The sequence below is a fragment of the Sphingopyxis sp. Soil_C_28 genome (assembly GCF_057657055.1).
Genome location: NZ_JBDGJE010000003.1, coordinates 373726 through 399123, shown reverse-complemented (window position 1 = coordinate 399123; position 25398 = coordinate 373726). Strand labels below are relative to the sequence as shown.

Genomic DNA, 25398 nt, shown 5'->3' with positions numbered 1-25398 from the left:
GTTGCAACCGGAACGCATCCTCATTCGGCCGGATGTGGCGCCGGCTCCCCATGCGGCTTGGTGTCGTCGCCCTTCTTGTAGGTGAGCAGGTTGCTCGAGAAGAAGCGACCGAGCCGCTTTTCGATGCTGTCGGCGAGGCTGAAGCCCGCAGGAACGATCAGCAGCGTCAGCATCGTCGACAGGATCAGGCCGCCGATCACGACGACGCCCATCGGCGCACGCCATGCGCCGTCGCCCGACAGCGACAGCGCGGTCGGCACCATGCCCGCGACCATCGCGACCGTTGTCATGACGATCGGCTGCGCGCGCTTGCGCCCCGCATCGAGCAGGGCGTCCATCTTGCTGACGCCATGGTCCATTTCCTCGATCGCGAAATCGACGAGCAGGATCGAGTTTTTCGCGACGATGCCGAGCAGCATCAGCAATCCGATGAACACCGGCATCGAGATTTCCATGCCAGTGATCAGCAATCCGAGCAGTCCGCCCAGCGGCGCGAGGAGCAGCGACGACATGTTGACCAGCGGCGACAGGAAGCGGCGATAGAGCAGCACCAGCGTCGAGAAGACCAACATCAGCCCCGAAACCACCGCGATCAGGAAGTTCTGGATCAGTTCGGCCTGCCATTTGGCGTCGCCCTGGACGACCTTGCGGATACCCTGCGGCATATTCTTGACCGCGGGCAGCGCGTCGATCTTTTCCTGCGCGTTGCCCGTCACCAGGCCCGGTGCCAGATCGGCGCCGATCACGATGCGCCGCGTCTGGTTGTAACGGCGCAATTCGGTCGGCCCGGCACCGAAACCGATTTCGGCGACCGACTTCAGCGGTACGGTGGTGCCGCGCGAGGTCGGCACCGGCAGATTCTCGATCGTCGCAAGGCTGCGGCGCGAATCTTCCGACAAAAGCACGCGGATCGGGATCTGGCGATCGGACAGCGAGAATTTGGCGGCATTCTGGTCGATATCGCCGAGCGTCGCGATACGGATCGTCTGGCTGAGCGATGCCGTCGTCACGCCGAGTTCGGCGGCAAGATCCATCCGCGGATTGACGATGATTTCAGGACGCGGAATGTCGCCTTCGACGCGCGGCGAACGCAGCTCCTTCAGCTTCAGCATCTGCGAAACGATCAGGCGCGCATGCTTGTCGAGCGCGACCGGATCGTCGCCGCCGATGACCATCGTGATGTCACGGCCCGAAAATCCGCCCGACTGGCTCTGGAACGACACGCGCGCGTCGGGGATCGCCGCCAGCTTTGGCTGCAGGCTGCGTTCCCATTCGACACTGCTCATCGGCCGCTTTTTCTTGAGCGTGATGAAGGCGTTTCCGCCGCCGACATTGACGTCGTAAAACGCCGTTTCGACCACGGGGCTATCGTCGAGGATCGCGCCGATCTGCCGCACAATGGTTTCGCTCTGCGCCAAGGTCGAGCCCGGGGGCAGTTCGTAACGGACCTGGCTATAATCGCTGTTGGTCGTCGGCTGGAACTGCTGCGGCAAGGTCATGAACAGCACGATGCTGAGCGCAAAGGCGAGAACGCCAACCCCGACGATCCATACGCGATGGTCGAACAGGCGCGCCCAGGCGCGCTGAACCATGAACGTCGCCCAGCGGGTGAAAGCCCAGTCGCGCATTCCCATCACATAAGCGAGCGCCCCGAGAAGGATCGCGAGCAAGCTTGCCGCAAGGAAAACGCCGATCGCCGACAGCGGCGTCAGCAGCAGGAAATGCAGCGCCGCGTTTGGCGCGTCCTGTCCGACCGGAACCGGCTGGAAATAGGAATAGATCGAAAACAGGACGGAAAGGCCGGCAAGGACAAGCGGAACGGCCAGATAGGTCAGCTGCGTCGGCACATCTTCGTAGCGCGCCTTCCTCGCTTGCTGCTTCGTGCTGTCGAGCGTCCAGGCGAGCAGCCGTTCGTAACGATCGACCCAAGGCCCCGCAGCATGGTCCTGTTCGCCCTCGGCCGAGAGGAAATAGGCGGCGATCATTGGCGTGATCATGCGCGCGACCGCCAGGCTGACAAGCACCGCAAAAACGACGGTCATCCCGAACTGGATGAAGAACTGGCCCGAAACGCCCGGCATCAGCGCCACCGGCAGGAACACCGCGACGATCGACATCGTCGTTGCGACGACCGCCAGACCGATCTCGTCGGCGGCGTCGATCGACGCCTGATAGGCGGTCTTGCCCATTCGCATATGCCTGACGATATTCTCGATCTCGACGATCGCATCGTCGACGAGCACCCCCGCGACCAGGCTGAGCGCGAGCAGCGACAGGCTGTTCAGCGAAAAGCCCATCAGGTCCATGAACCAGAAGGTCGGGATGGCCGACAGCGGGATCGCCAGCGCGCTGATCAGCGTTGCGCGCCAGTCGCGCAGGAACAGGAACACCACGACGACGGCGAGAATCGCGCCCTCGATCATCGCGGCCATCGAGCTGCGATATTGCTCCTTGGTATATTCGGTGCGCGTGAAGAGGATCTTGAAGTCGACCTTCGGGTTGTTCTTCTTGATCTCCGCAAGCTTTTTCATCGTCTCGTCGTGGATCGTGACATCCGAGGCGCCCTTGGCCTTTTCGATCGAGAAGCTGAGCACCTGCCGCCCCTTGATCTTCGCAAGGTTGCGCTGTTCGGCATAGCCGTCGGTGACTTTGGCGACGTCGGACAGGCGAACGGTGCGGCCATTGCCGATCGAAAGGCGCGTGTCGCCGAGCTGGAAAGCATTGGCGGCGTTGCCGAGCACACGGACGGCTTGTTCGGACCCTGCGATTTCGGTGCGACCGCCCGCGGCGTTGACGTTCGTCTGGCGCAGTTGCTGATTCACCTGGCTGGCGGTGAGGCCATAGCTTTGCATGCGCGCGGGGTCGAGAATGACGCGAATCTCCCGATCGACGCCGCCCGAACGGCGGACCTGGCTCATGCCCGGAATCGACAGCAATTCCTTGGCGACGCTGTTGTCGACGAACCACGACAATTGCTCGAGCGTCATGTCCGACGCTTCGACGGCGAAATAGGTGATCGGACCGCCCGCGATGTCGACGCGAACGACCTGCGGTTCGAGAATGCCGTCGGGCAGGTCGCTGCGGATCTGCGAAACCGCCTGATTGACGTCATTATAGGCGCGGTCGATCGGCGTGCCGATCGCGAACTGCACCATCGTCCGGCTGTTGCCTTCGCCGACATAAGACGACATTTCATCGACGCCGCTGACACCGCGAACCGCCGCCTCGACACGCTGCGTGACCTGCGTTTCAAGTTCCGAAGGCGCCGCGCCCGGCTGCGCCACTATGACCTGAACCGCGGGAAACTCGACGTCCGGATTGTCGTTCACGTCCATCCGGTTGAAGCTGACGACACCCGCCAGCAGCAACAGGACGAACATGACGACGGGCGGCACCGGATTGCGGATGCACCAGGCGGAGATGTTGCGAAAGCTCATGATTCAAACGCCCTTGTGCACCAAAAGACTGCGCGACCGATCCGGGTTACTGCGATGATTTCTGAACGACCGGCTTCACCTTGTCGCCGACGTTGAGGAAAGCGCCCGCGAGCACGACAACGCGCTCGTTACCGCTCAGGCCCGACGCGATGGATACGCCATCGTCAGTCACCGTGCCGACCTTGACCGCGCGGCGCTGAATCTCGTTCTTGTTGTCGACGATCAGGACGAAATTGCCTTCGGGGCCGCTTTGCACAGCGCTTTCCGGCAGCATGGGCGCCTCTTCGGTACCCGACACGAGCCGCGCATCGGCAAAGCCGCCCGGACGCAGCGCCGCGCTATACGGAACCGCGATGCGGACCATGCCCTGCCGTGTGTCGGGATTGATGACCGGCGAAACTTGCCATACCTGACCCGCGATCTGCAGGTTGCTGCCGACCGGGCTGATCGTCGCACGCGTGCCGACGCGCACACGCTGCAGATCGGCCTCGGCCATCTGCGCCATCAATTCCATCTCGCCGCCGCGCGCCATGCGGAACAGCACGCCGCTACCGGCGCCGACGATCTGACCCGTTTCCACCTGCCGCGTCAGAACCAGCCCGGCGGCCGGCGCGACGATGTTGAGACGGCCGTTACGCGCCTGCGCCTCGGCATGTTGCGCCTGCGCGACGCGAACACGCGCATTAGCCGCATCGCGGGTCGCCCGCTTGCGGTCCATATCGGCCTTTGAGATAAAACCGCGCGAAACCAGCGCCTGAGCGCGCGTCAGTTCGGCCTGCGCCAGATCGGCATCGGCCTGCGCTACACGGATCGACGCCGCGAGGCTGGCCGCCTGCTGCGCCTGAACCGAGCGATCAATGATGGCGAGCGGCTGTCCGGCATTAACCCATTGACCGGGTTCCACGAGCACGCGCACGACCTGGCCTCCTTCGCCGGCGACGCCGACCGGCATTTCGCGGCGTGCCGCGATCGTGCCGTTAGTCGAGATCGTCGCTTCGACCGACTGGCGGCCGGGAATAACGACGGTGATGTTGGGAACGGTTGCTGCACCAGGTCCGCCCGCCGCGGCCCCGTCGGCGCCTGCCGCACCGCTCTTGCTAGCGTTGAAGGCGTACCATGTCGCCGCCAGCGCAAGCGCGATCAGCACCAGTGCCACGATCAGCCGCGTCCGGTTGCGACGGCTATCCGTCTCTTCATAATAGCTCTGCGTGCCCGCCAGGCTGTCCATCGAATCCACTTTCCGCTCGTAGTTCACGCCGAATCCCTCCCCCGCCTTGCGCGGCATATCGTGCGGCAGGCGCAACAGCACCTGTCCCCTCAACCCCGCATGACAGGATCAATCCTGCACGAGGTGTATTACCTAATTAAATCACCCCTTGCAAGAGGCGAAACTTCACGACCCCCTTGTGTCCTGGACCGCGGCCCATAGGCCTGTCTTCTTTTTATTTCCAGTGGGTTGCAGGCATGAAAAAGGGCGGCGCGCCCGGCGGCGGCCACCCTCTTCTTTCCGCCGGCCGCTACAGGCCCGGCGATAGTGGTTTGCGGTCAGCGGACGCGACCGCGCCGCACAAGGTTGACGATCCCGAGCAGAATCACCGCGCCGAGAAATGCGGTGAGCAAGGTCATCGGATCAAAGGCGTCGCCACGAAGATGCCCGCCGCCGAGGAAGCTGCTGAACAGAAAGCGGCCGAGAATCGATCCGATACAGCCGACGATGATGTTGAGGAAAATGCCCTGCTGAGCGTCGGTGCGCATTACGATACTGGCGAGCCAGCCGATGATGCCGCCCATGATGATAGCGATAATCCAAGTCATATGATGACCCCCTACGATCGTTGTTGGCGCCTGACATTGCAGGCATCACATTGGTAACTCAAATATCTGACATCGCCTAGCACAATGGCGGCGAGGCATATCCTCGCCGCCATGCCGTTCAGCGGACGCTGCCGCGGCGGATCAGGTTGATGATGCCAAGCAGCACAACGGCGCCAATAAAGGCCCAGAGCAGCCCGATCGGGCTGAACGTGTCAAGGCTGGCACCCATGCCGAAAAAGCTGCCGAGGAAATTGCCGAGAAATGCCCCGACGATGCCAACGACGACATTCAGAATGATGCCCTGCTGCGCATCGGTGCGCATGACGATGCTGGCGAGCCAGCCGATGACACCGCCGACGATCAATGTGATAATCAAACCCATGATTTCTACCCTTTCTGAACCCGCCGGACACACGCTGATGCCCGGAGACTTGTGAACGTTCGGTCGCGCCCGAACATCGTTTCAACGATGACGAGACAATGCGGAAAGGAAGGGAAAGGTTCCCGGCCGGCCCGCGTGGGCTCGGCCGGGAAAGTGGGATCGGTTCCTGATCGGGAACGTCTCCGGGTCGCAAGATGCAACTAAGCAGCCGCATTTGACGCTGGTGTGACGAAAGTCACTGGGACGAAAATAAAATGGGAGAGAATATGGCGCCCTGTGCGCAGCGATGCGTGCAGCTCGATCGCGCGCGCATACGAAATGGGGGCCGGCATTGCTGCCAACCCCCACTATCCGACTTTGCCCCACGTACCCCGCCTCACTCCATCCCGGTCCGCTTCTCTTGCGATCAGCAGCCCGCAAAACGATGCGTTGCGGCGCACGCCGGAACAATCCGGCGACGGTTTGGTCGGCCCCCTTTCGGGGGCCGGCCGCACCTGGAAAGCCCTTCATCATCTTTTCTTGCGTCTGCCGAAACAGTCGCTGTCCAAGCGATGGACTGCATTTCCTGTACCCGATCGGGTCCGTATCAACTCGTGGGAATCGCTACGTTCCGTGACCAGGCTATCGGTCGATGTCCTCGTCAATCCGTCCGTTCTCTTCTGGCTAGTCTTGCAACTACCCTTGATGTCCCGGTGGTTTGCGTCTCTGTCGTCCGATGATTTGAAGCTGACATGAAGCTTTCGGGTCGCCAACAAAAAAGGAGCAAAAAGCCCCGGCGAACGATCTTCGCTTGTGGATAAGTCCGGCATTAGCAACAAGCGGATTCACCGCAGCATTTTTGTAACATCGGTGCAGCATTTTCGGATTCAAAAATCTGGATCGACTCATCGACTCATCAGCCGATCGGTGCCGCTTTTCTTTCACAGCGAGTCGCGACTCGGCCAAAAAAAAAAGCGGAGCCCGAGGGCCCCGCTCTCCTTTCTCGCATTTGCAGACCGATCAGCCTTTGACCGTGACCTCGACCCGACGTGCGGCCGAATTGTCGGTAGCCGTCGTTGTTGCCTCGGCGGGCTTTTCCAGCACGACCTTGTCCGCTGCAAAACCAAGCTTCTCCAGCGCTCCCTTGACGCTCTGCGCACGGTTCTTCGACAATTCGGCATTGACCGCCGCATTACCCGTCGGATCATTATAGCCTGACACCGCCAGCGTTGCGGCGGGGTTGCTGTCGAGATACGCCTTCACAGACGCCGCTGCGGTGGTGAGATCGTTCGACACGTCCGATTTGCCGGTGTCGAAATAGACCGTCAGCATCGGCTTGCCCTCGCGGTCCGCCGCGACGACCCCGGCGCCTTCGGGGATGGCCGCCGCTGTAGCCGTTCCCGCAGCGCCGTCAGCTGGCGCGACCGTCTCGCTGATCGCCGCCTGATCGGTGACCGGGGCAACGACCGCATCCTGTTTCGAACAATAACGCAGACCGAAGAAGAGCAGCGCAGCCAGAACCAGCAAGAGCAGGAGCCAGGGCAACCAGCCCATGCCGCCGCTCTTTTCACTGTCGCCGCTCGAATAGGCGGCCTGTGGACTGGCCGCCGACGGAGCCGGCGGAGACGGCGGGGCCGCTGCGGCAGGCGGAGGAGCCGCAGCAGCCGGTATTGCCGAGGCACCGGCCAGACCTGCCGCGGCCAGCGGGACAGCCGACGTCGCGTCATCGCCCGTGCCAGCGTCGCCGTCCAAATCGCCAACGGCCGCCAGGCCCGCGGCGGTTTCTGCGGCACCGACTGCGCCAGCGGCACCGCCAAAGAGCGTAAGCAGACCGAAATGCTGCGCGAGGAGATAATAGACGGTGACGCGGTTCTTTGTCCGGTCTTCCTTCATCCGTTCAGCGACACCGGCGATCGCCGCATCGAGCGCGGCGTCGTCGATGGTCAACCCGAGCTTTTTCTTGAGGAAGTTTTCGCGAACGCGGTCGGTTTCTTTTTTGTCGGAAAAGGAAACGAGCGATGAATCGCGGTTTCTGAGTGCAATGCCGAGATATTTTACAATCGCCGACACCACATTTTCGTCAGCGTCCGCGACATATTTCCTGACATCCGCCAGCCAATCTTCTGCCATGCGACCATGCTCCTACCCAGACGCAAGGCTTCGCCGTTCGGCGCTCGCACGGGGGGCGAGACTCGCGCCTTAGGCGGCGGAACTTATATCATTTTCCGGAAATGCAACAACGCGGCCGGATATCGAGGTTATCGCTTGCCGAGATCGCCCTTGCCCACCGTTCCCGATGCCATCTCGAGCATCCGGTCGAGGCTCTTGCGCGCCGCGAGGCGAAGACCTTCTTCCATCTCGATCTGCGGCTTCAGGTCGCGGAGCGCGATGTAGAGCTTTTCCATCGTGTTGAGCGCCATATAGGGGCAGATATTGCAGTTGCAGTTGCCGTCGGCTCCGGGCGCGCCGATGAAAGTCTTTTCGGGCAGCGCGAGTTCCATCTGGTGGATGATGTGCGGCTCGGTCGCGACGATCAGCGTATCACCGGGGAAGCTTTTCGCGAACTGCAAGATCCCGCTTGTCGACCCGACATAGTCGGCGTGATCGACGATATGCGGCGGACATTCGGGATGCGCCGCGACCGGGGCCCCGGGATGCTGCGCCTTCAGCTTGATGAGTTCGGTCTCGCTAAACGCCTCGTGCACGATGCACACGCCGGGCCACAGCAGCATCTCGCGCCCGAACTTGCGGTTGAGATAGCCGCCAAGGTGACGGTCGGGACCGAAGATAATCGGCTGATCCTCGGGAATCTGGCTGATGATCGTCTCGGCGCTCGACGAGGTGACGATGATGTCGCTGAGTGCCTTCACCGCCGCCGAGCAGTTGATGTACGTCAGTGCAATATGGTTCGGATGCTTCTCCCGGAAGCGCTTGAACTGTTCGGGGGGACAGCTGTCCTCCAGACTGCAACCCGCATCCATGTCGGGCAGGATGACGATCTTTTCGGGGCTGAGGATCTTCGCGGTCTCGGCCATGAATTTCACGCCGCAAAAGGCGATGACATCGGCATCGGTGTCGGCGGCCTTGCGCGACAGCTCGAGCGAATCGCCGACGAAATCGGCGAGGTCCTGTATCTCGGGCTTTTGGTAATAATGCGCGAGGATGACGGCGTTGCGTTCCTTGCGCAGGCGCTCGATTTCGGCGCGCAGGTCGAGGCCCGAGAGATTCTCGCGAATGGGAGCAGTCATCGCTTTTCCTTATATGGCTTTTGCCTTGGCGAACCCCCTACACCGCTGCCCGCAGGAGGGCAATTCGCCGCATCAACCGGCGAGCCGCTCCGCGAGCGCAATGACGGGGGGCGCCATCGCCAACATATAGATGGTGATGCGCACCGCGATGACAATTGCCGCGATTACCTTCGTCGCCGGATGGACGCGCCCCAGCGTGCGGCGATCGTAAACAGCGATGATGCCGACGACGGCGAGCTGGATCAGCCCGATCGGAATGTCGGACCAGCCGATCATGAGCGGCATCGGCAAAATGCGGCCGAGTGCGGGTTCTAGGATGACGATCGTCGCGCCGATCATCAGCCGCCGGTGCCACGCGGTAGTATGGCGGCGGCGGACCGCCGCCCACACCATCAGTCCGAAGACCAGCGACTCGACAGTCGTGAGCGCGAGAAAATAGGGCGGCGAAAAAAAGGGGGGGAAGCGATTGAGGGCCAGCGAAGCGATGCCGGTGAAAATGCCAAGGCAGGTGATGAGGATCGCCAGAGCCGCGCCGGCCCAGCCGAGTCTGCGGTGCAACGCCAGATTGTCGCGCGACACCAGCGTCGGCTGGACGATCAACAGCGCGAGCCACGCCAGCATCGCGACCCCATGCAGGTGTACCCAGAAAGGCGCAGCAACCGGATCGACAAAACCCCTCAGCGCGAATTGCAGGAAACCGAGGACGATGAAGACCGCGAGGCCGATCGCCATGCGATGCCAGAAAAGTTCGGCGCGCGCGGCGCCCTCCGCATTGATAGCCATGCCTGTTCCCCCTGCCCGACCCGGGCGGAAGAATAGCCCAGCAGTGAAAGCGCGAAAAGCCGGGATTTACCCAGACGGCGCGTCCGCGAAGCGGGCGGTAACCTTCGCCTCGATCCCCGCAGCTTTCAGCGGCATCGCAAAGCTCTGCTCGACCGCCGTCCGCGCGGCGCCCTGCGCGAGCCGCATCGGGGTCGCGCCCTTCGCCTGCGCGATCAATTCTTCCTGCGCGCGTTTGCGATTGGCGGCGTCGAGCGTTCGTTCGGCGTCGGTCAGCGTCAGCAGGATTTCGCCGTCGCGATATTCGCTGATCGCGTCGATATCGATCTCGGGACCGGCGAGCCGCAGCGGCGGCAGCGTGACGGTGAGCGCGCTGGTGGTCGCATCCCAGTCGAGGTCGGACTGCTTCAGCTTGCCGAGGTCTAGTTCGTAGCGAACGGTGCCGGGCATGATCATCGTCTTCTTGGCGCTCAGCCCCATCCGGCTTTGCGTCGACGTCACCACCGCGACATAGCGCGCGGTGAAGGGAACCAGCACATTCTGCTCCTGCAATCCCTGCAGGCTCGCCGCGACGACGGTTTCGGGATCATATCCGCGCTGCCAGTCCCGCCACGCCGAGACCGCCCACCAGGCGGCGAGCGCAAGCAGCGCCGCGGCGGCGAGCAGGATCAGGCGCGGCAACAGCCGCGGCGCGGGCGAGGAAAGAGGCTGGGTCATGGTGTCGTATAATCCGAACAATCGGGCGCCGGCCGGTCCATTTCATAGCGCGACGTCGCGGGGTTATAGCGCAGCGTCCGTTCATAGCTGCACTCGGGGTCTTTCGCATGGATGAGGTCGGCCGCCTTCAGGCGCAGGTTGCTGTTGTCCTGCGACCGGCGCGAGGTGCGCGGATAGCTGGTCGCAACGCTGCGATAAGTCAGCGCGGGGAGTTCGCTCGCTTCGGCGGGGCCGGCGGCGAGCGTTCCGGTAAAGCTATATTCGTCATGGCATGCCTCGCGCCGGTCCTTGATGTCCTGTTCGGAAAAGCAGGCGCGGATCATGAGCGAACTGTCCCACACGACATCGAGTAACTGGTCACCAAGCCGTGTGTTCGACGGCGTCGTGTCGAGGCGAAAGAGATGCAGCCGACTGCCGTTGCCGCCCCCGCCCGAATACATCGTGCTGGTGCCGACGATCACGCCCATCAGATATTGCCGCGAATCCGCAGGCGCGCCCTCGGGGGGCGCCACGGCGATCAAATGCGGCCACAGGCTTAGCGTTTGCCCGTCGTCGCGGCCGTATGGCAGCGCCAGATCGTCGGCCTGTCCCGTTTGCGGCGCGGTCAGCACCAGCCCGCCGTCGCCCGCCTCGGCGCTGCCCGGCACGTCAAGGCACAAGCTCTTGTCGGGCAGGCATCGCCGCTCACCCTCGCCCGCCACCAGGTCTATAACGACGGGATATGGCGCGGTCGCGGGCTGCGCGGCGGCGATCAGAAGCGACATCAGCATCTAGGCCAGCGTCCATTCGTCGTTTTGCACCCGCACGGCGCCGCGCGTCTTGAGGTCGATCAGGTGCGCGAGCACCGACCGGCCGGCGGCGCCGGTCAGCCGCGGGTCGAGCCCCTTATACATATGCTTCACCATCTCGGGGATGATGTTCGTCCCCTTTTCGAGTTCCCGCAAGATCTGCCGCTCGCGCTGCTTGCGGTGGCCGAGCATGCCGCGCACCAGCTGCCGCGGCTTGGTCACTGCGGGCCCGTGCGCGGGATAATAGACGCGATCTTCGCGGTCATAGAGCTTCGACAGGCTGGCCATATAAGCCGCCATATCGCCGTCGGGCGGGCTGACGACGCTCGTCGACCACGCCATGACATGATCGCCGGTGAACAGCGCGCCGCTTTCGACAAGGCCGAAGCAGAGGTGGTTCGAAGTATGGCCGGGGGTCGCGACCGCCTCGATCGTCCAGCCGTCGCCAGAGACCCGCTCGCCATCGACGAGGATGCGATCGGGCGAGTAATCGGTATCGAACGCCGAATCCGCGCGGGGTCCGTCATCGGACAATGCCAACGGCGCACAGCCGATGATCGGCGCGCCCGTCGCTTCCTTCAGCGGCGCTGCCGCGGGCGAATGGTCGCGGTGTGTATGGGTGCACAGGATCGCGGCGACGCGCTGACCCTCGACGGCGCGCAGGATCGCATCGACATGCCCGGTGCCGTTGATGTCGGCGGGATCGCCGATGCTCAGCCCCGAACCCGTCGGGCCCGGGTCGATGACGGCAACGTCGCTGCCCGCCCCGACGATCCACGTCTGGGTGCCGGTAAAGGTATAGGGCGACGGGTTGGGCGCCAGCACGCGGCGGACAAGCGGCTCATGCTGTTCGCACTCGCCGGCGTGGATGCTGTCGGGCCAGGGCTTTTCTTCGCTCATACCACCCATGTGGCATCGCCCGCCGCGAAGGAAAAGGGATGGGTGCGAAAAAGCGGACGCGAAAAAGGGAGCGACATGGGTCGCCCCCTTTCCCCGCCCCTGCCGCCGGCCCCACCGGGGAGCAAAGACCGGCGTCGAAGCTGCCGGGCTAGTTGCCCGATTTCTCGATCTCGGCGATCGCTTTTTCGAGGTCAGCGGCGACCTTGGCGCGCATGTTGTCGGACAGGCCGCGCGCGCGTTCGCCTTCGGCGAAGGCCTCGCGTGCCTTCTTCAGGGCCGACAGGCGGGCCGCCTTGCCTTCGGCCGTGTCGCTGCACGCAAACATGACGACACGGCTGCGCTGATTGCCTTCGCTTTCGTCGCGGTTGACGATCGGTGCAGCCTTGCCGTCGCCGCACTTGCCCATGACCATTGCCTTGCCGTGCATCGTCCATGCGCCGTGCGGCATCGATGGCATGGGCGGCATCGGGGGCATCGGCGCCATGACGGTGCGGATACGCTCTGTGCGTTTCGCCTCAAGCTTGTCGGCGATCGCCTCGGCGCGCTTGCCGGTGATGCCCTGCTCCTTCAGCGTCGCCAGAACATCATCGCGTGACAGGCCGCCGGGGGCACGGATTTCGATGCGGCGCATCTTGTCCTTGCCGTCGGCCGGAGCGAACATCGTTACGGGTGCCTTGCCTTCGCCTTCACTGTCGCGGCGAATGACGATGCGGTGGACTTCGCGCTTCTTCTTGCCGTCGTCGGTCGTCACATCGTCGCTATGCTCGGTAAAGACCATCAACCCCGGCGCGTCGGGCGCCTCGGGCGGCAGCGGCGGTTCGGGCGGCGCCGGCGGTTCGCCAAGGTCGGCGGTTTGCGCCTTCGCTACTACGATCCCCGCCGGAACGAGCGTTGCGGTCGCGCCCAGCACGGCCAGCGTCGCGCTGCCGATCAACAACCGGCCGACAAGGCCGCGCTTCTTCGAAATATCCTCTTGCGTCAACATCGTCAGCCTCTCCTGCAGATTATCGTGGACCGCCATCGGCGCGGCGAGCGACAGGCGCGGACCGACGGCCGCCTTGACGATCGCGGTCGCGTAGCGCGCTGTCCGCTCACCCCGTTCGTTGCAGTCGGCCATCGTCAACACGCGCGCGTCGCATGCGGCCTCCTGATCGAAACGAAAGGCGCGGATCGCGCGCCAGGCGAACGGGTTGAACCATTGGGCGGCGAGCAAAACCAGCGCTGCGCTGTTCGCCCACAGATCGCCGTGGCGGTGATGCGACAGTTCGTGATCGATCGCCAAGGCACGCTCCTCCGCGACGTAGCGCGCGAAGAAATCGTGCGGCACCGCGACGTAGCGTTGCCACAGGCCAAAGGCGACGGGACCGTCGACCGCGTCTGATATCACCAGCCGGATCTTGCCGATCGGTTCGAGTTCGACGGCCTCGCTCAGTACCGCGCGGCGGAACCGCTGATGCGACACCATCGCGGTCACGAGCACGGCAATCATGCCCGCGACCCACAGCGCGAAGAAGAACGGTATCAGTTCGGAAAGCGACCAGAGCGGTTCGGCGACCGGCGCGGATGCCGCAGCCGGCAATCCCACCGGCACCATGACTGCGACTTCGACCGCGGGCTCGGGCACAACGATCACCGGATCGGCGAAGGGCAAAGGCGGCAGCACGAGCCGCAGCGCAGGCACCGCCCACAGCGCATAGGTCAACCGCGGGCCGAAATGCCGCGCAAATGGCTTGCGGACGAGCAGGACCAGCAGGACAAGAACGCCCGTCGTGACGAGCGTATCGGCCCACGCCTGGAGCAGCATCGCGGCGCTCATGACTTGAGCTTCTTGAGCAGCGCTTCGATCTCGGCGATGTCAGTGTCGGTCAGCGCCTCGCGATCGGCGAGATGCGCGATCAGCGGGCTGACGCGGCCGCCGAACAGGCGATCGACGAAGCGCTGCGATTCCTCGCCGACGGCGTCAGCGCGCTCGATCGCCGGGCTATAGAGGTAGCGCCGGCCGTCGGCCTCGGCCCTGACCGCGCCTTTCTGAACCAGCCGCGCGAGCAAGGTCTTCACCGTCGCCTGCGTCCAGCCGTTGATCTTGCCGATGCGCGAGGTCAGGTCGGCGGCCGTCTGCGGGGCTTCGTCCCACAGTGCCGACAGCACCTGCATCTCCGAATCACTTGCTCGTTCTGCCATGCGGACCCCTCCCATTGGCGTCGTCATACCGATGCGACTACAAATGTAGTCAGTGGGCTGAACGCTTCCTGAACAAAGGGGAGCGATAGAGTGTCGGAATTTTTGACACGGCGTGCTGCCGGTAAGGAATCGCTAACCAGCATGTCGCGCCGGAATCCGCGCCGACTGTAAACTGGCACGGCTATTGAATAGTATCTGATGTTCCCGAGTGTTCCGCTCAAATGGAGCGGTGGGGGACATCAGTCTGGTCCCTGATGTCCCCTGCCCCCACCCGGGAAAACCCCACTTGCCCCCGATGCAAACGGGGGGCGGAGCGGCCGAAAGGCCCCGCCCCCCGGATGCTTTTCCCTCGGAAACTTTAGGCGGTCGTCACGAGGCGATGAATGGCGTCCCTGATCAGACCCGACGCGTCAAATGTGCCGAGACGCCCGTCGTTCATGAATGCGCCGTCGAGCAGAAGCGCGACCTGCATGGCCGCGCGGTCGGCAGGGTTCGCTCCGGTTTCGGCGCAGATCGTTGCCAGCCGCCGCACCATCTCGGCCTTGTGCCGCCGCGCGATCGCGCGGGCGGGATGCCTCGCGTCGGCAAACTCCGCCGCGACATTCAATTGCGGACACCCCCGATAGGCATCGCGCTGGACACGGCTTCCGATCCAGTCGCTCAGCGCATCGAGCTTTGCGATGCCGGTCGTCGCCGACCCGACCGTCTCGTCCCACTGCCGCCAGAACTCGGCATCCTCCTTTTCCAGAAAGGCCTCGATCAGCGCGTCCTTGGTCGGGAAATGACGATAGATGGTGGTCTTGGCGATCCCGGACGTCTCAACGATCTCCTCCATCCCGACCGCCCGCACGCCCTTTTTATAGAAGAGCGAAGACGCGACGTTCAGCGCCTGCAGACGCGCGCGCTGCGAACGGGTGGCAGGTTTGGAGGCTCCGGAAATCTCATCGCTCATCGTGCCTCATTGACAACGATACCGATCGGTGTCACTCAATAAAACGATACCGATTGGTAGCGGAGATGAAAATGATGGTTCACAAGGTGGTTGTACTGGGCGCGGGTGGTCATACCGGCCGGTTTGTGATCGACACGCTGCGCCGCGAAGGCGCCACCGCGATCCCCGCGACCCGTTCGGGAGAGTTCACCGCGATCGACGGGACCAGAGAAGACGGCCGCATCCTCGACTTTTCACGATCCGACGCGCTCGACCGGACGCTGAGCGGCGCGAGTGCAGTCATCAATTGCGCGGGCCCGTTTTTCGACACCGCCCTGCCCGCGGCCGAAGCCGCGCTGCGCGCCGGCATCCCCTATCTCGACGTCGCCGCCGAACAGACCACCACATTGCGCCTGTTCGACACGCTCGACGAAAGAGCAAAAAGCGCCGGAGTGACGATTATACCCGCAATGGCCTTTTACGGCGGCCTCGCCGACCTTCTCGTTTCGGCGTTGCTGGCGGGTGGCTCTGCGGATTCCATCGAGATCGCGGTCGGGCTCGACAGTTGGCAACCGACGCCAGGAACGCGGCTAACCGGCGAGAAAAATGTCTATCCACGCGTCATCGTACGCGACGGCGCGCTTGCTCCGATTCCCGATCCGGCCCCCGCCGGACAATGGACCTTCCCCGCTCCGCTCGGCGAGCAGCCCGTCACTTGCGTCGCGCTCAGCGAAATAATCCTGATCTCGCGGCATATCAACGCGAACTCAATCACCAGCTTCATGAACCTGAAGCCGCTCGATGATCTTCACGACAACAGCACGCCACCGCCGCGGCCGAAAGATGCGCGCGGGCGGTCGGCGCAAAAGTTCGTCCTAGAGGCGCGCGTTACGGCGAACGGACAGAACAGGCACGCGACAGCGACGGGCATCGACATCTACGCCGTTTCGGCCCCGCTGATCGTCAAGGCATGCCTTTCGGTGCTCGACGCTGAGCATAAATCAGGGGTGCGCGCGCCGGGCGAGTTATTTGACGCGAAGCCGTTCCTTGCCCGCTTGGCGCCCGACATCACGGTGGAATACCGCTAGCAATCAAAAAGCCCGCCGGAGCCTGAGCGCCGGCGGGCTTTTATTGTCCGACGAAACGCCCTTATTCGGCGCGGGCCGGAATTCCGGTCATCAGCGTGTGAAGTTCGCCGGCTTCCCACATTTCCATCATGATATCGGATCCCCCAACGAATTCGCCCTTCACATAAAGCTGGGGAATCGTCGGCCAGTCCGAAAATTCCTTGATGCCCGAGCGGACTTCCATGTCCTGCAGCACATCGACGGTGTCATATTCGACACCGAGGCGGTCGAGCATCGCGATCGCGCGTGAGGAAAAACCACATTGGGGAAAGAGCGGCGTGCCCTTCATGAACAGCAGAACGGGTTTGTCGGCGACCAGCTTGGCGATGCGGTCGTGGGTGGTCGGGTCGGTCATTGTCTGTCTCCGGGCAGGCGCGCCGTCGCGCCCCAAAATTTCCATGTCCCTTATGAGGGGATCGCGGTCGTCAATTGCAAGGCATGAAGTTCACCGCCCATGCGCCCGCCCAGCGCGGCGTAAACCGCCTTATGCTGTGCGACGCGGGTGAGCCCACGAAAGGATTCGCTGACGACATGCGCCGCATAATGGTCGTTGTCGCCGGCGAGGTCGGTGATCGCGACCTCCGCATCGGGGAACGCCGCGACGATCATCGCCCGCAAATCATCCTCGCGCATACCCATGAGATCAGCCCTGACTGTCCATGAACTGGCGCCGTGCCTCGACCGCCTTGTCGTTCAGCGCCGCGCGAATTTCGGCGTCGCTGATCTCGACCTGCGCCGCGGTCAGGTCGCCCGCCAGTTTGCGGATGACGTCTTCGTCGCCGGCTTCCTCGAAATCGGCCTGCACCACCGCCTTGGCATAGGCGTCGGTTTCTTCGGGAGTCAGACCCATGCGTTCGGCCGCCCATTCGCCGACAAGCCGGTTGCGCCGCGCCGTGATGCGAAACTGCACCTCCTGGTCACGGGCGAATTGAGCCTCGAAGGCGCGCTCACGATCGTCGAATCCGCTCATTTTGTCCTCATCCGAATGAAATGTCTCTTTGCAGATAGGTTGCACACCCCGGCGGCGCAAGCCGCCTGTGCGGCAGATCACTTCCCTTTCTGTTACGAAGGGTTTAGGGTTCCGGACAAGGGAAATGGGTCGCACCGCAGCAATAAAGACTACGCCATGCCGGCATAGCGTCGGCACGGCGTTTCGACGCCTGTGTTTGGGGGATTGTGATGACCGTTCGACGTCCGCATTTTGTGCCGATTCTGGCGCTGCTGGCTTTTGCCGCGCCCGGATCTGCACTGGCGCAGGGCAGCGACCCCACGCTCCGGGATAGCTTTTCAATCGGCGATCAGGGCGGCTCGCTATGCGAAGTCCAGGCGACCGTCCGCGACGGCGTGATCAAAGGCATGTTCGACCGGGCCTGGACGATCATTTGCCGCGATGCCAGCCAGCCGGTCGGCTATGTTCGCGAACTTCGCGCGACGCCGGCCGAGGCTCTCGCCCGGATCGAACAGGGCCGCGCCGGTACGATCGTCTGCACCGCCGACAGCGCCTGCACCGTCAAGGATAGCAATATCGCGTGGCAAACGCGCATCGAGGCCGAGGGCAATGTGACCTACAGCGTCGAAGGTTTCACCGCCTACGGTGACGCACTGAACCTCGCGCTCGAATCGGTTCGCCAGCACAAGGTCGCGCCAGGTGTGATCAAGGTCGCGACGACATCGGTCGGCGGCAACGACGGTTTCGCGCGCACGCTGGCCGGCACGATCGACGTCGACAAAGCATTGGCCGAGGGATACCGCCGCAATCACAGCGGCGATTATGCCGAGGCGGCCGAATTTTTCGAAGCCCTGTCGCGTCGCGCGCTCGACGAACAATCGGTCGCCGACATCGACCCCACCGAATTCACGCTCAACCGCGCGCTGCAACGCTCGAACCTTGGCGAATTTGCCGAAGCCGAGCGACTGTTCGGCGAGGTCGAAGCGATCCCGACCAGCGATCCGGTCCAGATTCGGCTCCGCCGCAATTTCCGCGCGATCAACGCGCTGAACCAGCGTGATTATGACGGCGCGGCCGACCTGCTGAAAAGGCCGATTCCGGCGCTGACCAGCGGGGTCACGGTCGACGGAGCGGCAGTGACGCTGACGCCCGAGATCGTCGCCGGCGTGAACAGCGGCGACAATGCGCGGGCGGTCCGCCAGACGGGAGACCGCGAAAGGCTGAGCCCGCTCGAACGTGCCCAGATCATCGACGCGCAGGCGGTTCACCTTCTGGGTACAGTCGAGCGGCTGCGTGGCAATGCACAGGCGGCAAAATCGGCGCAGATGAAAGGCCTGGCGGATGCCTTCGCGGTTCGCGAAGGCCGCGTGACGTCGATTATTCGCCTGCGTTCACAGATGCTGGGCGAACTCGCGCTCGCCGAAGAAGCGCTCGGCGACAAGGGCGCGGCCGACGCGCGCTTCCTCGAATCGGTCAACGCACTGGCGATCGAATATCCCGAGACCAACGCACTGGCCTCGGCACGCGCACGTTACGCCGCCTTCCTGACCCGGCAGGGGCAGGACGACAAGGCGCTCACCATTTACCGGGAAGTCGTTGGCGCGCTTGTCAGCTCGCAGCGGTCGACCACCGGCATGGCGAACATGATGGCGCCCTATTACCGCTTGCTCGCCAGCCGTTCGGCGGCCGATCCCACCGCGATAGGCGATTTTTTCGTCGCCAGTCAGTTGCAGGTCCGCCCCGGCGTCGCCGACACACAGGCCGTGCTCGCGCGCGAATTGTCGAGCGGCAGCGACGATGGCGCGCGACTGTTCCGGCAGGCGACGACACTCAACCGCGATATCGAACGCGCGCGGATCGAGGATGCACGTCTTGCCCAGTTGCCGGTTTCGCCTGAAATCAATGCGCTGCGTGCCGATCTCAAGACCCAGCTCGACAACCTCGGTTTCCAGCAGGCCGAGACCGTCGTCGCGCTGTCGGCCTTCCCGCAATATCGCGTCGTCGCATCGGGCAAGCTCGACCTTGCCGAACTGCAGCAGGTTCTGCGCCCCGACGAAGCCTATCTGAAGATGCTCGTCGTCGGTGACTCGGTCTATGCGATGCTGATCGAAAAGAGCGGCGCTCAGCTCTGGAAATCGGACATCAACGCATCGGGGCTCGACACCGCAGTCGATACGATCCGCTCGACCATCTCGATCATGGAAAACGGGCGCCGCGTCACCTATCCGTTCGATGCCGCGACCGCGTACAAGCTTTATGGCCAGCTGTTCGCACCCGTCGCGGCGCGCCTGCCGAGCGTGGCGCACCTGATCTTTGAGCCCGATGGCGCGATGCTGCGCCTGCCGATCAACCTTCTTGTCACAGCCGACACGGGGCTTGCCGCCTATGAACAGCGGCTGCTCGACCCCAACGCCGATCCCTTCGACATGCGCCAGATCGCATGGCTGGGCCGCACGACGCGGCCGAGCACCGCGGTTTCGACGCTCGGCTTCCGCAATGCGCGTCAGGCCGCGCCGTCGAAGGCGAGCAATCAGTATTTCGGCCTTGGCGAGAATTTGCCGGTCGGCGGCCGGCTGCCATCGCTGGGTACCCGCGGCGCCGCAAGCGCCAGCCTCGACAGCGACTGCCTGTGGGATGCCGCGCAGTGGGCACGCCCGATCTCGGCCGATGAACTGGTGACCGCGCGCAATGCGATGGGCGGCGCGGCGGGCACGCTGCTCACTGGCGGCGCCTTTACCGATACCGCGGTAAAGAGCCGCGCCGACCTGAGTGACTATCGTATCATCCATTTCGCTACTCATGGCCTCGTCACCGCGCCGCGCCCCGCCTGCCCCGCACGGCCGGCGCTGGTCACTTCGTTCGGCGGGCAGGATTCCGATGGTCTTCTCACTTTTCAGGAAATCTTCGACCTCAAGATCGATGCGGACCTCGTCATCCTGTCGGCGTGTGACACCGCCGGCGCGGCGAGCGTCGCGGCGACGCGCGAGGCCGGCCTCTCGGGCGGCGGCAACGCCCTTGATGGGCTGGTGCGCAGCTTTATCGGTGCCGGCGGCCGATCGGTGATCGCAAGCCATTGGCCCGCGCCCGACGATTTCGACGCGACCAAGCGCCTGATCGGCGGACTATTTACAGCCAATCAGGGCGCGAGCGTCGCCGACGCTTTGTGGGGAACGCAGATGCGACTGATGAACGACAAACAGACGTCTCACCCCTATTATTGGGCGGGCTTCGCCATCATCGGCGACGGTGGTCAGGCGCTGCTGCACAGCGGCACTGCGACCGCCCAAAGCGGAGAGGCTGCCGGCCGCGCTGCTCGCTGATCCAATGAACGCACCCGAAGTCCTTATTCCCGCGGATACGCCCGCGCAGGACGGCCGGCAGGCCGCGGTTCCGCTGCGCAAGCGGTTGCGGCGGCTGGTCACACAGCTTGGTCCGTCGCGGATGGCGGCGACGATCGTCTTTCTTCTCGTCGCAATCCTGATCGCGCGCTTCAGCTGGCAGATGCCGCTGATCGACGCGGCCGAACGCGCGCTTTACGATGCCCGCGTGACGCTGATGGCGCCGCATGTCGAGCAGGACAAACGCATCGTCCTCGTCACCTATAATGACGAAACCCTGTTCAATACGGGCATCCGCTCGCCACTCGACCGCACCCTGCTTGCCAATGCGCTCGGCAATATCGACCAGATGGGTGCCAAGGCGATCGGCATCGATATCGCGTTCGATTCACCGCGCCCCGACGACGACGCGCTGAAGGCGCAGTTGCGCTCGATGAAGACGCCGACCTGGCTCGCCTATGCCGAACAGGCAAGCAATCCGAACACGATCTTTTACGAACAGCAGAAATTCCTTCAAACCTACATCGCCGACGTCACGACCGCGAAGACAAAGCCGACGAGCGTCCTCTTCCGCACCGACGACGACAGCGTGATCCGCAACTGGCCCGATCGGCCCAAAAACCTGCCGCCGCTCATGTCCAATGCGCTCGCTCCGGTTGACCCGGCGCATGCGAATTTTCAGGGCAATATCCGCTTCCTCGTCCCCGCGCGCGCCGCGGCGGGACAGGAGGAACCCGTCTTTGCCAACATCCCGATCGACACCTTCGCGCTGCCGATGGATGCCGAGATGCGCGCCGGATTTTCAGCGCTGGTCAAGGGTCGCTATGTCCTGATTGGCGGCGACATCATCGACAATGATCAGTTCAACACGCCGCTCAGCCGTTTTCCCGATGCCGTCACCGGGCAGCATGAAACGATGATCGGGCTCGAGGTGCACGCGCATATGCTGGCGCAGCAACTCGACAAGGCCTGGACGCGGCCGATCGCCAGCCCGGCGTTATGGGCGCTCGCGATCCTGATTGTTTTTGCGGGCGGACTGACCAGCCTGATCGATCTTCGCGCACGCTGGGTCGCGCTCGCTTTCCTCGGCCAGATGGCCTTCTTCATCGCTTTCCCCTTCTGGTTGCAGAGTCGCGGCGTCGACACGACGACGCTTCCCACCTTCGGCTGGGCGATCGGCTGGCTGTTCGGCTATGCCGCGGTCGGCACCGCCGCGCGCACCGTCGGGTCGCGCCAGCGCGCCTTTGCGCAGTCAGCGCTCGGCAAATATCTGCCCGCCGACGTCGCGGCGCAGATCATGCGCGACCCCGACCAGCTGTCTCTCCACGGCGAACGGCGCAACATCTTCTGCGTCTTTACCGACCTCGAGGGCTTTACCAAGCTCAGCCACGCGGTGACGCCGGAAACCGTTGCGCGCCTGCTCAACGCCTATCTCGACCGGCTAAGCGACATCGTTCTGCAACATGGCGGGACGATCGATAAATTCGTCGGCGATGCCATCGTCGCCTTCTGGGGAGCACCGCTCAGCCGGCCCGACGACGGCTGGCAGGCCGCCGCTGCCGCCATCGCGCTGTACGAAGCAGGCGAGAAATTTCGCACCGACCTGGCCGAAGGCGTCCCGCCGCTTGGCATGACCCGCGTCGGCCTGCACGTTGGCGATGCGATCGTCGGCAACTTCGGCGGCGAAGGACGCATCCAGTACACCGCACTTGGCGACAGCATGAACACCGCGTCGCGGCTCGAGGCCGCGAACAAAGGATTGAAAACGGGCGTGCTGATCTCGGCCGAGGCGGCGGCGCGGTCGGACCGCGACGATCTGGTCCCGATGGGCCGCGTCACGCTACGCGGCCGCGCGCAACCCGTCGACGTCTTCACCCCGCGCCCCGACCTAACCGCCCCGCAGCGGGACCGCATCGCGGCGCTTGTCGCGGCGCATGCTGCGGAGGGTGAAAATACCTATGTGACCTGTGCCACAGCAATACAGGCCGAATTCGGTCAGGATGCATCCATCATGTTCCTGATAGAACGCTTGAACGATACCAAAAAGGGAGAAAGCTATGTCCTTTCCTGACTTCCGGATGCGCCGCATCGGCCTGGCCGCTGCCGCCGCAACCGTCGCGGTAGCCATCGTCGGCACCGCTGCCGCCCAATCGATGGTCGTCCGCTCAACGGGGCCATCGGCCAGCAAATATCCCGCTGGCGCAAAGCTCAAGTCCGCCGACAAGTTGACGTTGGTAAACGGCGACAAGGTCGTCCTGATGCAGGCGGGCAAGACCCGCACGCTGTCGGGACCCGGGACGTTCGGCGCGACGGGCACCGTGCAGGCGAGCCAGTCGCTCGGCGGCAATGTGACGCGGATGCTCGCCAAAGGGCCGACGATGCGGTCGCGCGGCGGATTTTCGCGCGACGCCGTAACGCAGGCGCCGACCGAACTGCGCGCACCGAACCTGTGGCTGCTAGATTATCGCGAGGCAGGCACCTTTTGCGTCCTCGATCCCGCGATGCTGATGCTCTGGCGTCCGAACATGGAAGGCGACACTGCGCTTGAAATCGAAAGCGCCGGCAAGAAGACGACCGTTGCGATCGTCGATGGCGCGAATTTCCGCAAATGGCCAGTCGATGTGCTGCCGGTGAAATATGGCGCCGACTATCACCTGTCGGGGGGCGGCCTCGCGCGGCCGATGACGGTGCGCTTCGCGGCCGTCGAGAGCGCGCCCGATACCGTCGAGGGGTCGATCGATTTGCTGATGGCAAAGGGCTGCACGCCGCAGCTCAACCGACTGGTCGATACGATGTCGGAAGCCGAAGCGAGATGAGGTGAACGGAGCCGGGCAGCCATTGTCGCCGCCCTATCCGTCTGATATTTATCTGAGGAAATTCCGCCAAAACAATCGGCGGACCTTTCCTTGGGTCGCAATTCGCCCTGTCGTTTTTCGGCAGAGCCAGTGGAATGGGCGCACCGCGATTCTCGCGGCGGCGCCTGCGCGCAAGGGGTGGTAATGAGCGTTTCGGGGGATTTGGGGACTATCGCGATCGCAAGGCCAAAGCGGGCCGCGATCCGCAGGGCGCTGGCCGGTTCGGCGGGATTGATCGCCGCAGCGCTGCCCGTCGCGGCGCTGGCGCAGGCGACACCGCAAATCCCGACGCGCGAGGAAATCCAGCGCCCGACGATCGCCCCCGCAGCGCCGCCGAGCGAACAGGTCGTCGCGGTCGACGACGGCATCGAACACGCCCCATGCCCGCTCGCCAGCCCCGAATTCGCCAACATCCGCTTCACGCTGCGCGCCGTCGAATTTTCTAGCGTCGAGGGTATCGACAACGCAATCCTCGCGCCGAGCTGGTCCGACCGCGTCGGCCAGGAACTGCCGATATCGGCGGTCTGCGACATCCGCGACCGCGCCGCGACGATATTACGCGGACAAGGCTATCTGGCCGCCGTCCGCGTGCCCGCACAGACGATTGGCGACGGTGTCGTCAAGCTCGATATCCTGTCCGCACGCATGGCGCGGATCGAGGTGCGGGGCGATGCGGGGTCCAACGAAAAACTGCTTCAACGCTATTTGTCGCGGCTCGACGACCAGCCGGTGTTCAACATCGTCGACGCCGAGCGGTATCTGTTGCTCGCACGCGACATCCCGGGCATGGACGCGCGCCTGACGCTGCGCCCCGGCGCGGTCCCGGGTGAAGTCGTCGGCGAAGTCACGGTCGCACGCACGCCGTTCAGCTTCGACTTCAACGCCCAGAATTTCGGGTCGCGCGATGTCGGCCGTTGGGGCGGCATCGCGCGCGCGCGCTTTGCGGGCCTGACCGGCATGGGCGACCTCACCACAGTCAGCTTCTATTCGACCCCCGATCTCGACGAACAAAAGGTCGTGCAAATTGGCCATGAATTCCGCGTTGGCGGCGAAGGGCTGCGCTTCGGGGCCAATTACACCTACGCCTGGACGCGCCCCGACATTACCGGTCTTCCGGTCAAGTCAAACACCCAGATCGTCAGCCTGTTCGGCGCCTACCCGCTCGTCCTGACGCAGGCGCGGCGCGTCACGATCGGTGGCGGGCTCGACATAATCGATCAGGACATCAGCCTGACCGGCGTCCCGATCAACAGGGACCGCCTGCGCGTCCTGAACCTGCGCACCGACGCCAGCTGGATCGATCCGGCGTCGATCGCCGGCCGCGGCGGCTATAGCCCCAGCGAACCGCGCTGGTCGCTGACGACATCGTTCGAAGCACGGAAAGGCGTCGACTTCCTTGGCGCCAGCGATGATTGCGGTCCCGGGGGCGCGGCCTGTTTCCTGCCCGGCGCAGTGCCGCTCACGCGCGTCGAGGGTCAGCCCGACGCCTTCCTCATCCGCACCAACGCGCTCGCCGAATGGCGGCCGACCAAGCTCTTCACGCTGTCGGCGGCACCGCGGGCGCAATGGGCCAGCGATCCGCTGCTCGCCTATGAGGAGTTTTCGGGCGGCAATTTCACCGTGGGACGCGGTTTCGACCCCGGCACGGTGATCGGCGACAGTGGCATCTCGGTCGCGCTCGAAGCCCGCTACGGCTCGTTCGTCCCCGCCAACACCAAAAGCTTCGCGTTCCAGCCCTTTGTCTTTTTCGACGCAGCATGGGTGTGGAACGAGGATGTGGCCTTCGACGGCCTCGACCCGCAGAAACTCTATTCGGCGGGCGGCGGCGTGCGCGTCGCTTATGGCGATTTCGCTCGGCTCGACGTGACAATGGCCGTCCCGCTCAATCGCGGCGGCTTCCTTGCCGAACGGCCCGATCCGCGGCTGCTGGTGTCATTTACCACCCAATTCGGCGTGAGGGCGCGCTGACCA

21 protein-coding genes are annotated in these 25398 nt (G+C 64.0%); 5 read left to right on the top strand and 16 right to left on the bottom strand.

Annotated features, from left to right (window positions below; translation table 11 throughout):
• Window positions 1-20 precede the first annotated feature (20 nt).
• The 13 genes from AC3A43_RS15355 to AC3A43_RS15295 all read right to left on the bottom strand — a co-directional run bounded on the left by AC3A43_RS15355 (window position 21) and on the right by AC3A43_RS15295 (window position 15179).
• Window positions 21-3437, bottom strand: a complete 3417-nt coding sequence (locus AC3A43_RS15355) for an efflux RND transporter permease subunit (RefSeq protein ID WP_487793419.1) — start codon at window positions 3435-3437, stop codon at window positions 21-23.
• Window positions 3438-3483: 46 nt separating this feature from the next.
• Window positions 3484-4665, bottom strand: a complete 1182-nt coding sequence (locus tag AC3A43_RS15350; protein ID WP_487793775.1) for an efflux RND transporter periplasmic adaptor subunit — start codon at window positions 4663-4665, stop codon at window positions 3484-3486.
• A 317-nt stretch (window positions 4666-4982) separates the two neighbouring features.
• Entirely contained in the window at window positions 4983-5252 is a 270-nt protein-coding gene (locus AC3A43_RS15345) for a GlsB/YeaQ/YmgE family stress response membrane protein (protein ID WP_487793418.1), read from the bottom strand.
• A gap of 118 nt (window positions 5253-5370) precedes the next feature.
• Window positions 5371-5634, bottom strand: coding sequence for a GlsB/YeaQ/YmgE family stress response membrane protein (locus AC3A43_RS15340; protein ID WP_428632616.1), 264 nt, complete (start codon window positions 5632-5634; stop codon window positions 5371-5373).
• A 999-nt stretch (window positions 5635-6633) separates the two neighbouring features.
• Entirely contained in the window at window positions 6634-7743 is a 1110-nt protein-coding gene (locus AC3A43_RS15335; RefSeq protein WP_487793417.1) for a DUF2853 family protein, read from the bottom strand.
• Between the two features lie 128 nt (window positions 7744-7871).
• Window positions 7872-8861 carry a quinolinate synthase NadA gene (nadA, locus tag AC3A43_RS15330; RefSeq protein WP_487793416.1) on the bottom strand — a complete coding sequence of 330 codons (990 nt, stop codon included), beginning with the start codon at window positions 8859-8861 and terminating at the stop codon, window positions 7872-7874.
• A gap of 72 nt (window positions 8862-8933) precedes the next feature.
• Window positions 8934-9644, bottom strand: a complete 711-nt coding sequence (locus AC3A43_RS15325; RefSeq protein ID WP_487793415.1) for an adenylate cyclase — start codon at window positions 9642-9644, stop codon at window positions 8934-8936.
• Between the two features lie 66 nt (window positions 9645-9710).
• The gene (locus tag AC3A43_RS15320) at window positions 9711-10358 is read right to left on the bottom strand and encodes a DUF4230 domain-containing protein (protein ID WP_487793414.1); all 648 of its coding nucleotides are present in this window, start codon (window positions 10356-10358) and stop codon (window positions 9711-9713) included.
• A complete protein-coding gene (locus AC3A43_RS15315) occupies window positions 10355-11128 on the bottom strand; it encodes a hypothetical protein (protein ID WP_487793413.1) in 774 nt (257 codons plus the stop codon). Before AC3A43_RS15315 ends, AC3A43_RS15320 begins: the two co-directional genes overlap by 4 nt.
• On the bottom strand, window positions 11129-12046 hold the full coding sequence (locus tag AC3A43_RS15310; protein WP_487793774.1) for an MBL fold metallo-hydrolase: 918 nt from the start codon (window positions 12044-12046) through the stop codon (window positions 11129-11131).
• A 148-nt stretch (window positions 12047-12194) separates the two neighbouring features.
• On the bottom strand, window positions 12195-13862 hold the full coding sequence (locus tag AC3A43_RS15305; protein ID WP_487793412.1) for a M56 family metallopeptidase: 1668 nt from the start codon (window positions 13860-13862) through the stop codon (window positions 12195-12197).
• Window positions 13859-14227: a BlaI/MecI/CopY family transcriptional regulator gene (locus AC3A43_RS15300; RefSeq protein WP_487793411.1), complete on the bottom strand. Its 369-nt coding sequence runs from the start codon at window positions 14225-14227 to the stop codon at window positions 13859-13861. Before AC3A43_RS15300 ends, AC3A43_RS15305 begins: the two co-directional genes overlap by 4 nt.
• Before the next feature lie 358 nt (window positions 14228-14585).
• On the bottom strand, window positions 14586-15179 hold the full coding sequence (locus AC3A43_RS15295; RefSeq protein WP_487793410.1) for a TetR/AcrR family transcriptional regulator: 594 nt from the start codon (window positions 15177-15179) through the stop codon (window positions 14586-14588).
• A 71-nt stretch (window positions 15180-15250) separates the two neighbouring features.
• Here AC3A43_RS15295 and AC3A43_RS15290 point away from each other — a divergent pair, with 71 nt between their 5' ends.
• On the top strand, window positions 15251-16246 hold the full coding sequence (locus AC3A43_RS15290) for a saccharopine dehydrogenase NADP-binding domain-containing protein (protein ID WP_487793409.1): 996 nt from the start codon (window positions 15251-15253) through the stop codon (window positions 16244-16246).
• A 61-nt stretch (window positions 16247-16307) separates the two neighbouring features.
• On the opposite strand, the gene grxD is transcribed toward AC3A43_RS15290, so the two are convergent.
• From grxD to AC3A43_RS15275, 3 genes are read right to left on the bottom strand one after another with little or no spacing between them, the layout of a single operon-like run.
• Window positions 16308-16640 (bottom strand): Grx4 family monothiol glutaredoxin, encoded by a 333-nt coding sequence (gene grxD / locus AC3A43_RS15285; RefSeq protein WP_487793408.1) that lies wholly within the window; start codon window positions 16638-16640, stop codon window positions 16308-16310.
• A gap of 50 nt (window positions 16641-16690) precedes the next feature.
• Window positions 16691-16924: a BolA/IbaG family iron-sulfur metabolism protein gene (locus tag AC3A43_RS15280; RefSeq protein WP_487793407.1), complete on the bottom strand. Its 234-nt coding sequence runs from the start codon at window positions 16922-16924 to the stop codon at window positions 16691-16693.
• 4 nt (window positions 16925-16928) lie between these two features.
• The gene (locus AC3A43_RS15275) at window positions 16929-17255 is read right to left on the bottom strand and encodes a DUF1476 domain-containing protein (RefSeq protein WP_487793406.1); all 327 of its coding nucleotides are present in this window, start codon (window positions 17253-17255) and stop codon (window positions 16929-16931) included.
• 209 nt (window positions 17256-17464) lie between these two features.
• On the opposite strand from AC3A43_RS15275, the gene AC3A43_RS15270 reads away from it, so the two are divergent.
• The 4 genes from AC3A43_RS15270 (at window position 17465) to AC3A43_RS15255 (ending at window position 25395) form a co-directional block, all read left to right on the top strand.
• On the top strand, window positions 17465-20554 hold the full coding sequence (locus AC3A43_RS15270) for a CHAT domain-containing protein (RefSeq protein ID WP_487793405.1): 3090 nt from the start codon (window positions 17465-17467) through the stop codon (window positions 20552-20554).
• Window positions 20555-20558: 4 nt separating this feature from the next.
• Window positions 20559-22643 (top strand): CHASE2 domain-containing protein, encoded by a 2085-nt coding sequence (locus AC3A43_RS15265; RefSeq protein ID WP_487793404.1) that lies wholly within the window; start codon window positions 20559-20561, stop codon window positions 22641-22643.
• Window positions 22630-23388 carry a hypothetical protein gene (locus AC3A43_RS15260; RefSeq protein WP_487793403.1) on the top strand — a complete coding sequence of 253 codons (759 nt, stop codon included), beginning with the start codon at window positions 22630-22632 and terminating at the stop codon, window positions 23386-23388. The genes AC3A43_RS15265 and AC3A43_RS15260 overlap by 14 nt, the downstream gene beginning before the upstream one ends.
• A 183-nt stretch (window positions 23389-23571) precedes the next feature.
• The gene (locus AC3A43_RS15255) at window positions 23572-25395 is read left to right on the top strand and encodes a ShlB/FhaC/HecB family hemolysin secretion/activation protein (RefSeq protein WP_487793402.1); all 1824 of its coding nucleotides are present in this window, start codon (window positions 23572-23574) and stop codon (window positions 25393-25395) included.
• Window positions 25396-25398: the final 3 nt, after the last annotated feature.

Bases quoted from the DNA above. Each gene is read 5' to 3' on its own strand.
- AC3A43_RS15355 (WP_487793419.1), bottom strand. From the start codon at position 3,437: ATGAGCTTTCGCAACATCTCCGCCTGGTGCATCCGCAATCCGGTGCCG.
- AC3A43_RS15350 (WP_487793775.1), bottom strand. From the start codon at position 4,665: ATGGACAGCCTGGCGGGCACGCAGAGCTATTATGAAGAGACGGATAGC.
- AC3A43_RS15345 (WP_487793418.1), bottom strand. From the start codon at position 5,252: ATGACTTGGATTATCGCTATCATCATGGGCGGCATCATCGGCTGGCTC.
- AC3A43_RS15340 (WP_428632616.1), bottom strand. From the start codon at position 5,634: ATGGGTTTGATTATCACATTGATCGTCGGCGGTGTCATCGGCTGGCTC.
- AC3A43_RS15335 (WP_487793417.1), bottom strand. From the start codon at position 7,743: ATGGCAGAAGATTGGCTGGCGGATGTCAGGAAATATGTCGCGGACGCT.
- nadA (WP_487793416.1), bottom strand. From the start codon at position 8,861: ATGACTGCTCCCATTCGCGAGAATCTCTCGGGCCTCGACCTGCGCGCC.
- AC3A43_RS15325 (WP_487793415.1), bottom strand. From the start codon at position 9,644: ATGGCTATCAATGCGGAGGGCGCCGCGCGCGCCGAACTTTTCTGGCAT.
- AC3A43_RS15320 (WP_487793414.1), bottom strand. From the start codon at position 10,358: ATGACCCAGCCTCTTTCCTCGCCCGCGCCGCGGCTGTTGCCGCGCCTG.
- AC3A43_RS15315 (WP_487793413.1), bottom strand. From the start codon at position 11,128: ATGCTGATGTCGCTTCTGATCGCCGCCGCGCAGCCCGCGACCGCGCCA.
- AC3A43_RS15310 (WP_487793774.1), bottom strand. From the start codon at position 12,046: ATGAGCGAAGAAAAGCCCTGGCCCGACAGCATCCACGCCGGCGAGTGC.
- AC3A43_RS15305 (WP_487793412.1), bottom strand. From the start codon at position 13,862: ATGAGCGCCGCGATGCTGCTCCAGGCGTGGGCCGATACGCTCGTCACG.
- AC3A43_RS15300 (WP_487793411.1), bottom strand. From the start codon at position 14,227: ATGGCAGAACGAGCAAGTGATTCGGAGATGCAGGTGCTGTCGGCACTG.
- AC3A43_RS15295 (WP_487793410.1), bottom strand. From the start codon at position 15,179: ATGAGCGATGAGATTTCCGGAGCCTCCAAACCTGCCACCCGTTCGCAG.
- AC3A43_RS15290 (WP_487793409.1), top strand. From the start codon at position 15,251: ATGATGGTTCACAAGGTGGTTGTACTGGGCGCGGGTGGTCATACCGGC.
- grxD (WP_487793408.1), bottom strand. From the start codon at position 16,640: ATGACCGACCCGACCACCCACGACCGCATCGCCAAGCTGGTCGCCGAC.
- AC3A43_RS15280 (WP_487793407.1), bottom strand. From the start codon at position 16,924: ATGGGTATGCGCGAGGATGATTTGCGGGCGATGATCGTCGCGGCGTTC.
- AC3A43_RS15275 (WP_487793406.1), bottom strand. From the start codon at position 17,255: ATGAGCGGATTCGACGATCGTGAGCGCGCCTTCGAGGCTCAATTCGCC.
- AC3A43_RS15270 (WP_487793405.1), top strand. From the start codon at position 17,465: ATGACCGTTCGACGTCCGCATTTTGTGCCGATTCTGGCGCTGCTGGCT.
- AC3A43_RS15265 (WP_487793404.1), top strand. From the start codon at position 20,559: ATGAACGCACCCGAAGTCCTTATTCCCGCGGATACGCCCGCGCAGGAC.
- AC3A43_RS15260 (WP_487793403.1), top strand. From the start codon at position 22,630: ATGTCCTTTCCTGACTTCCGGATGCGCCGCATCGGCCTGGCCGCTGCC.
- AC3A43_RS15255 (WP_487793402.1), top strand. From the start codon at position 23,572: ATGAGCGTTTCGGGGGATTTGGGGACTATCGCGATCGCAAGGCCAAAG.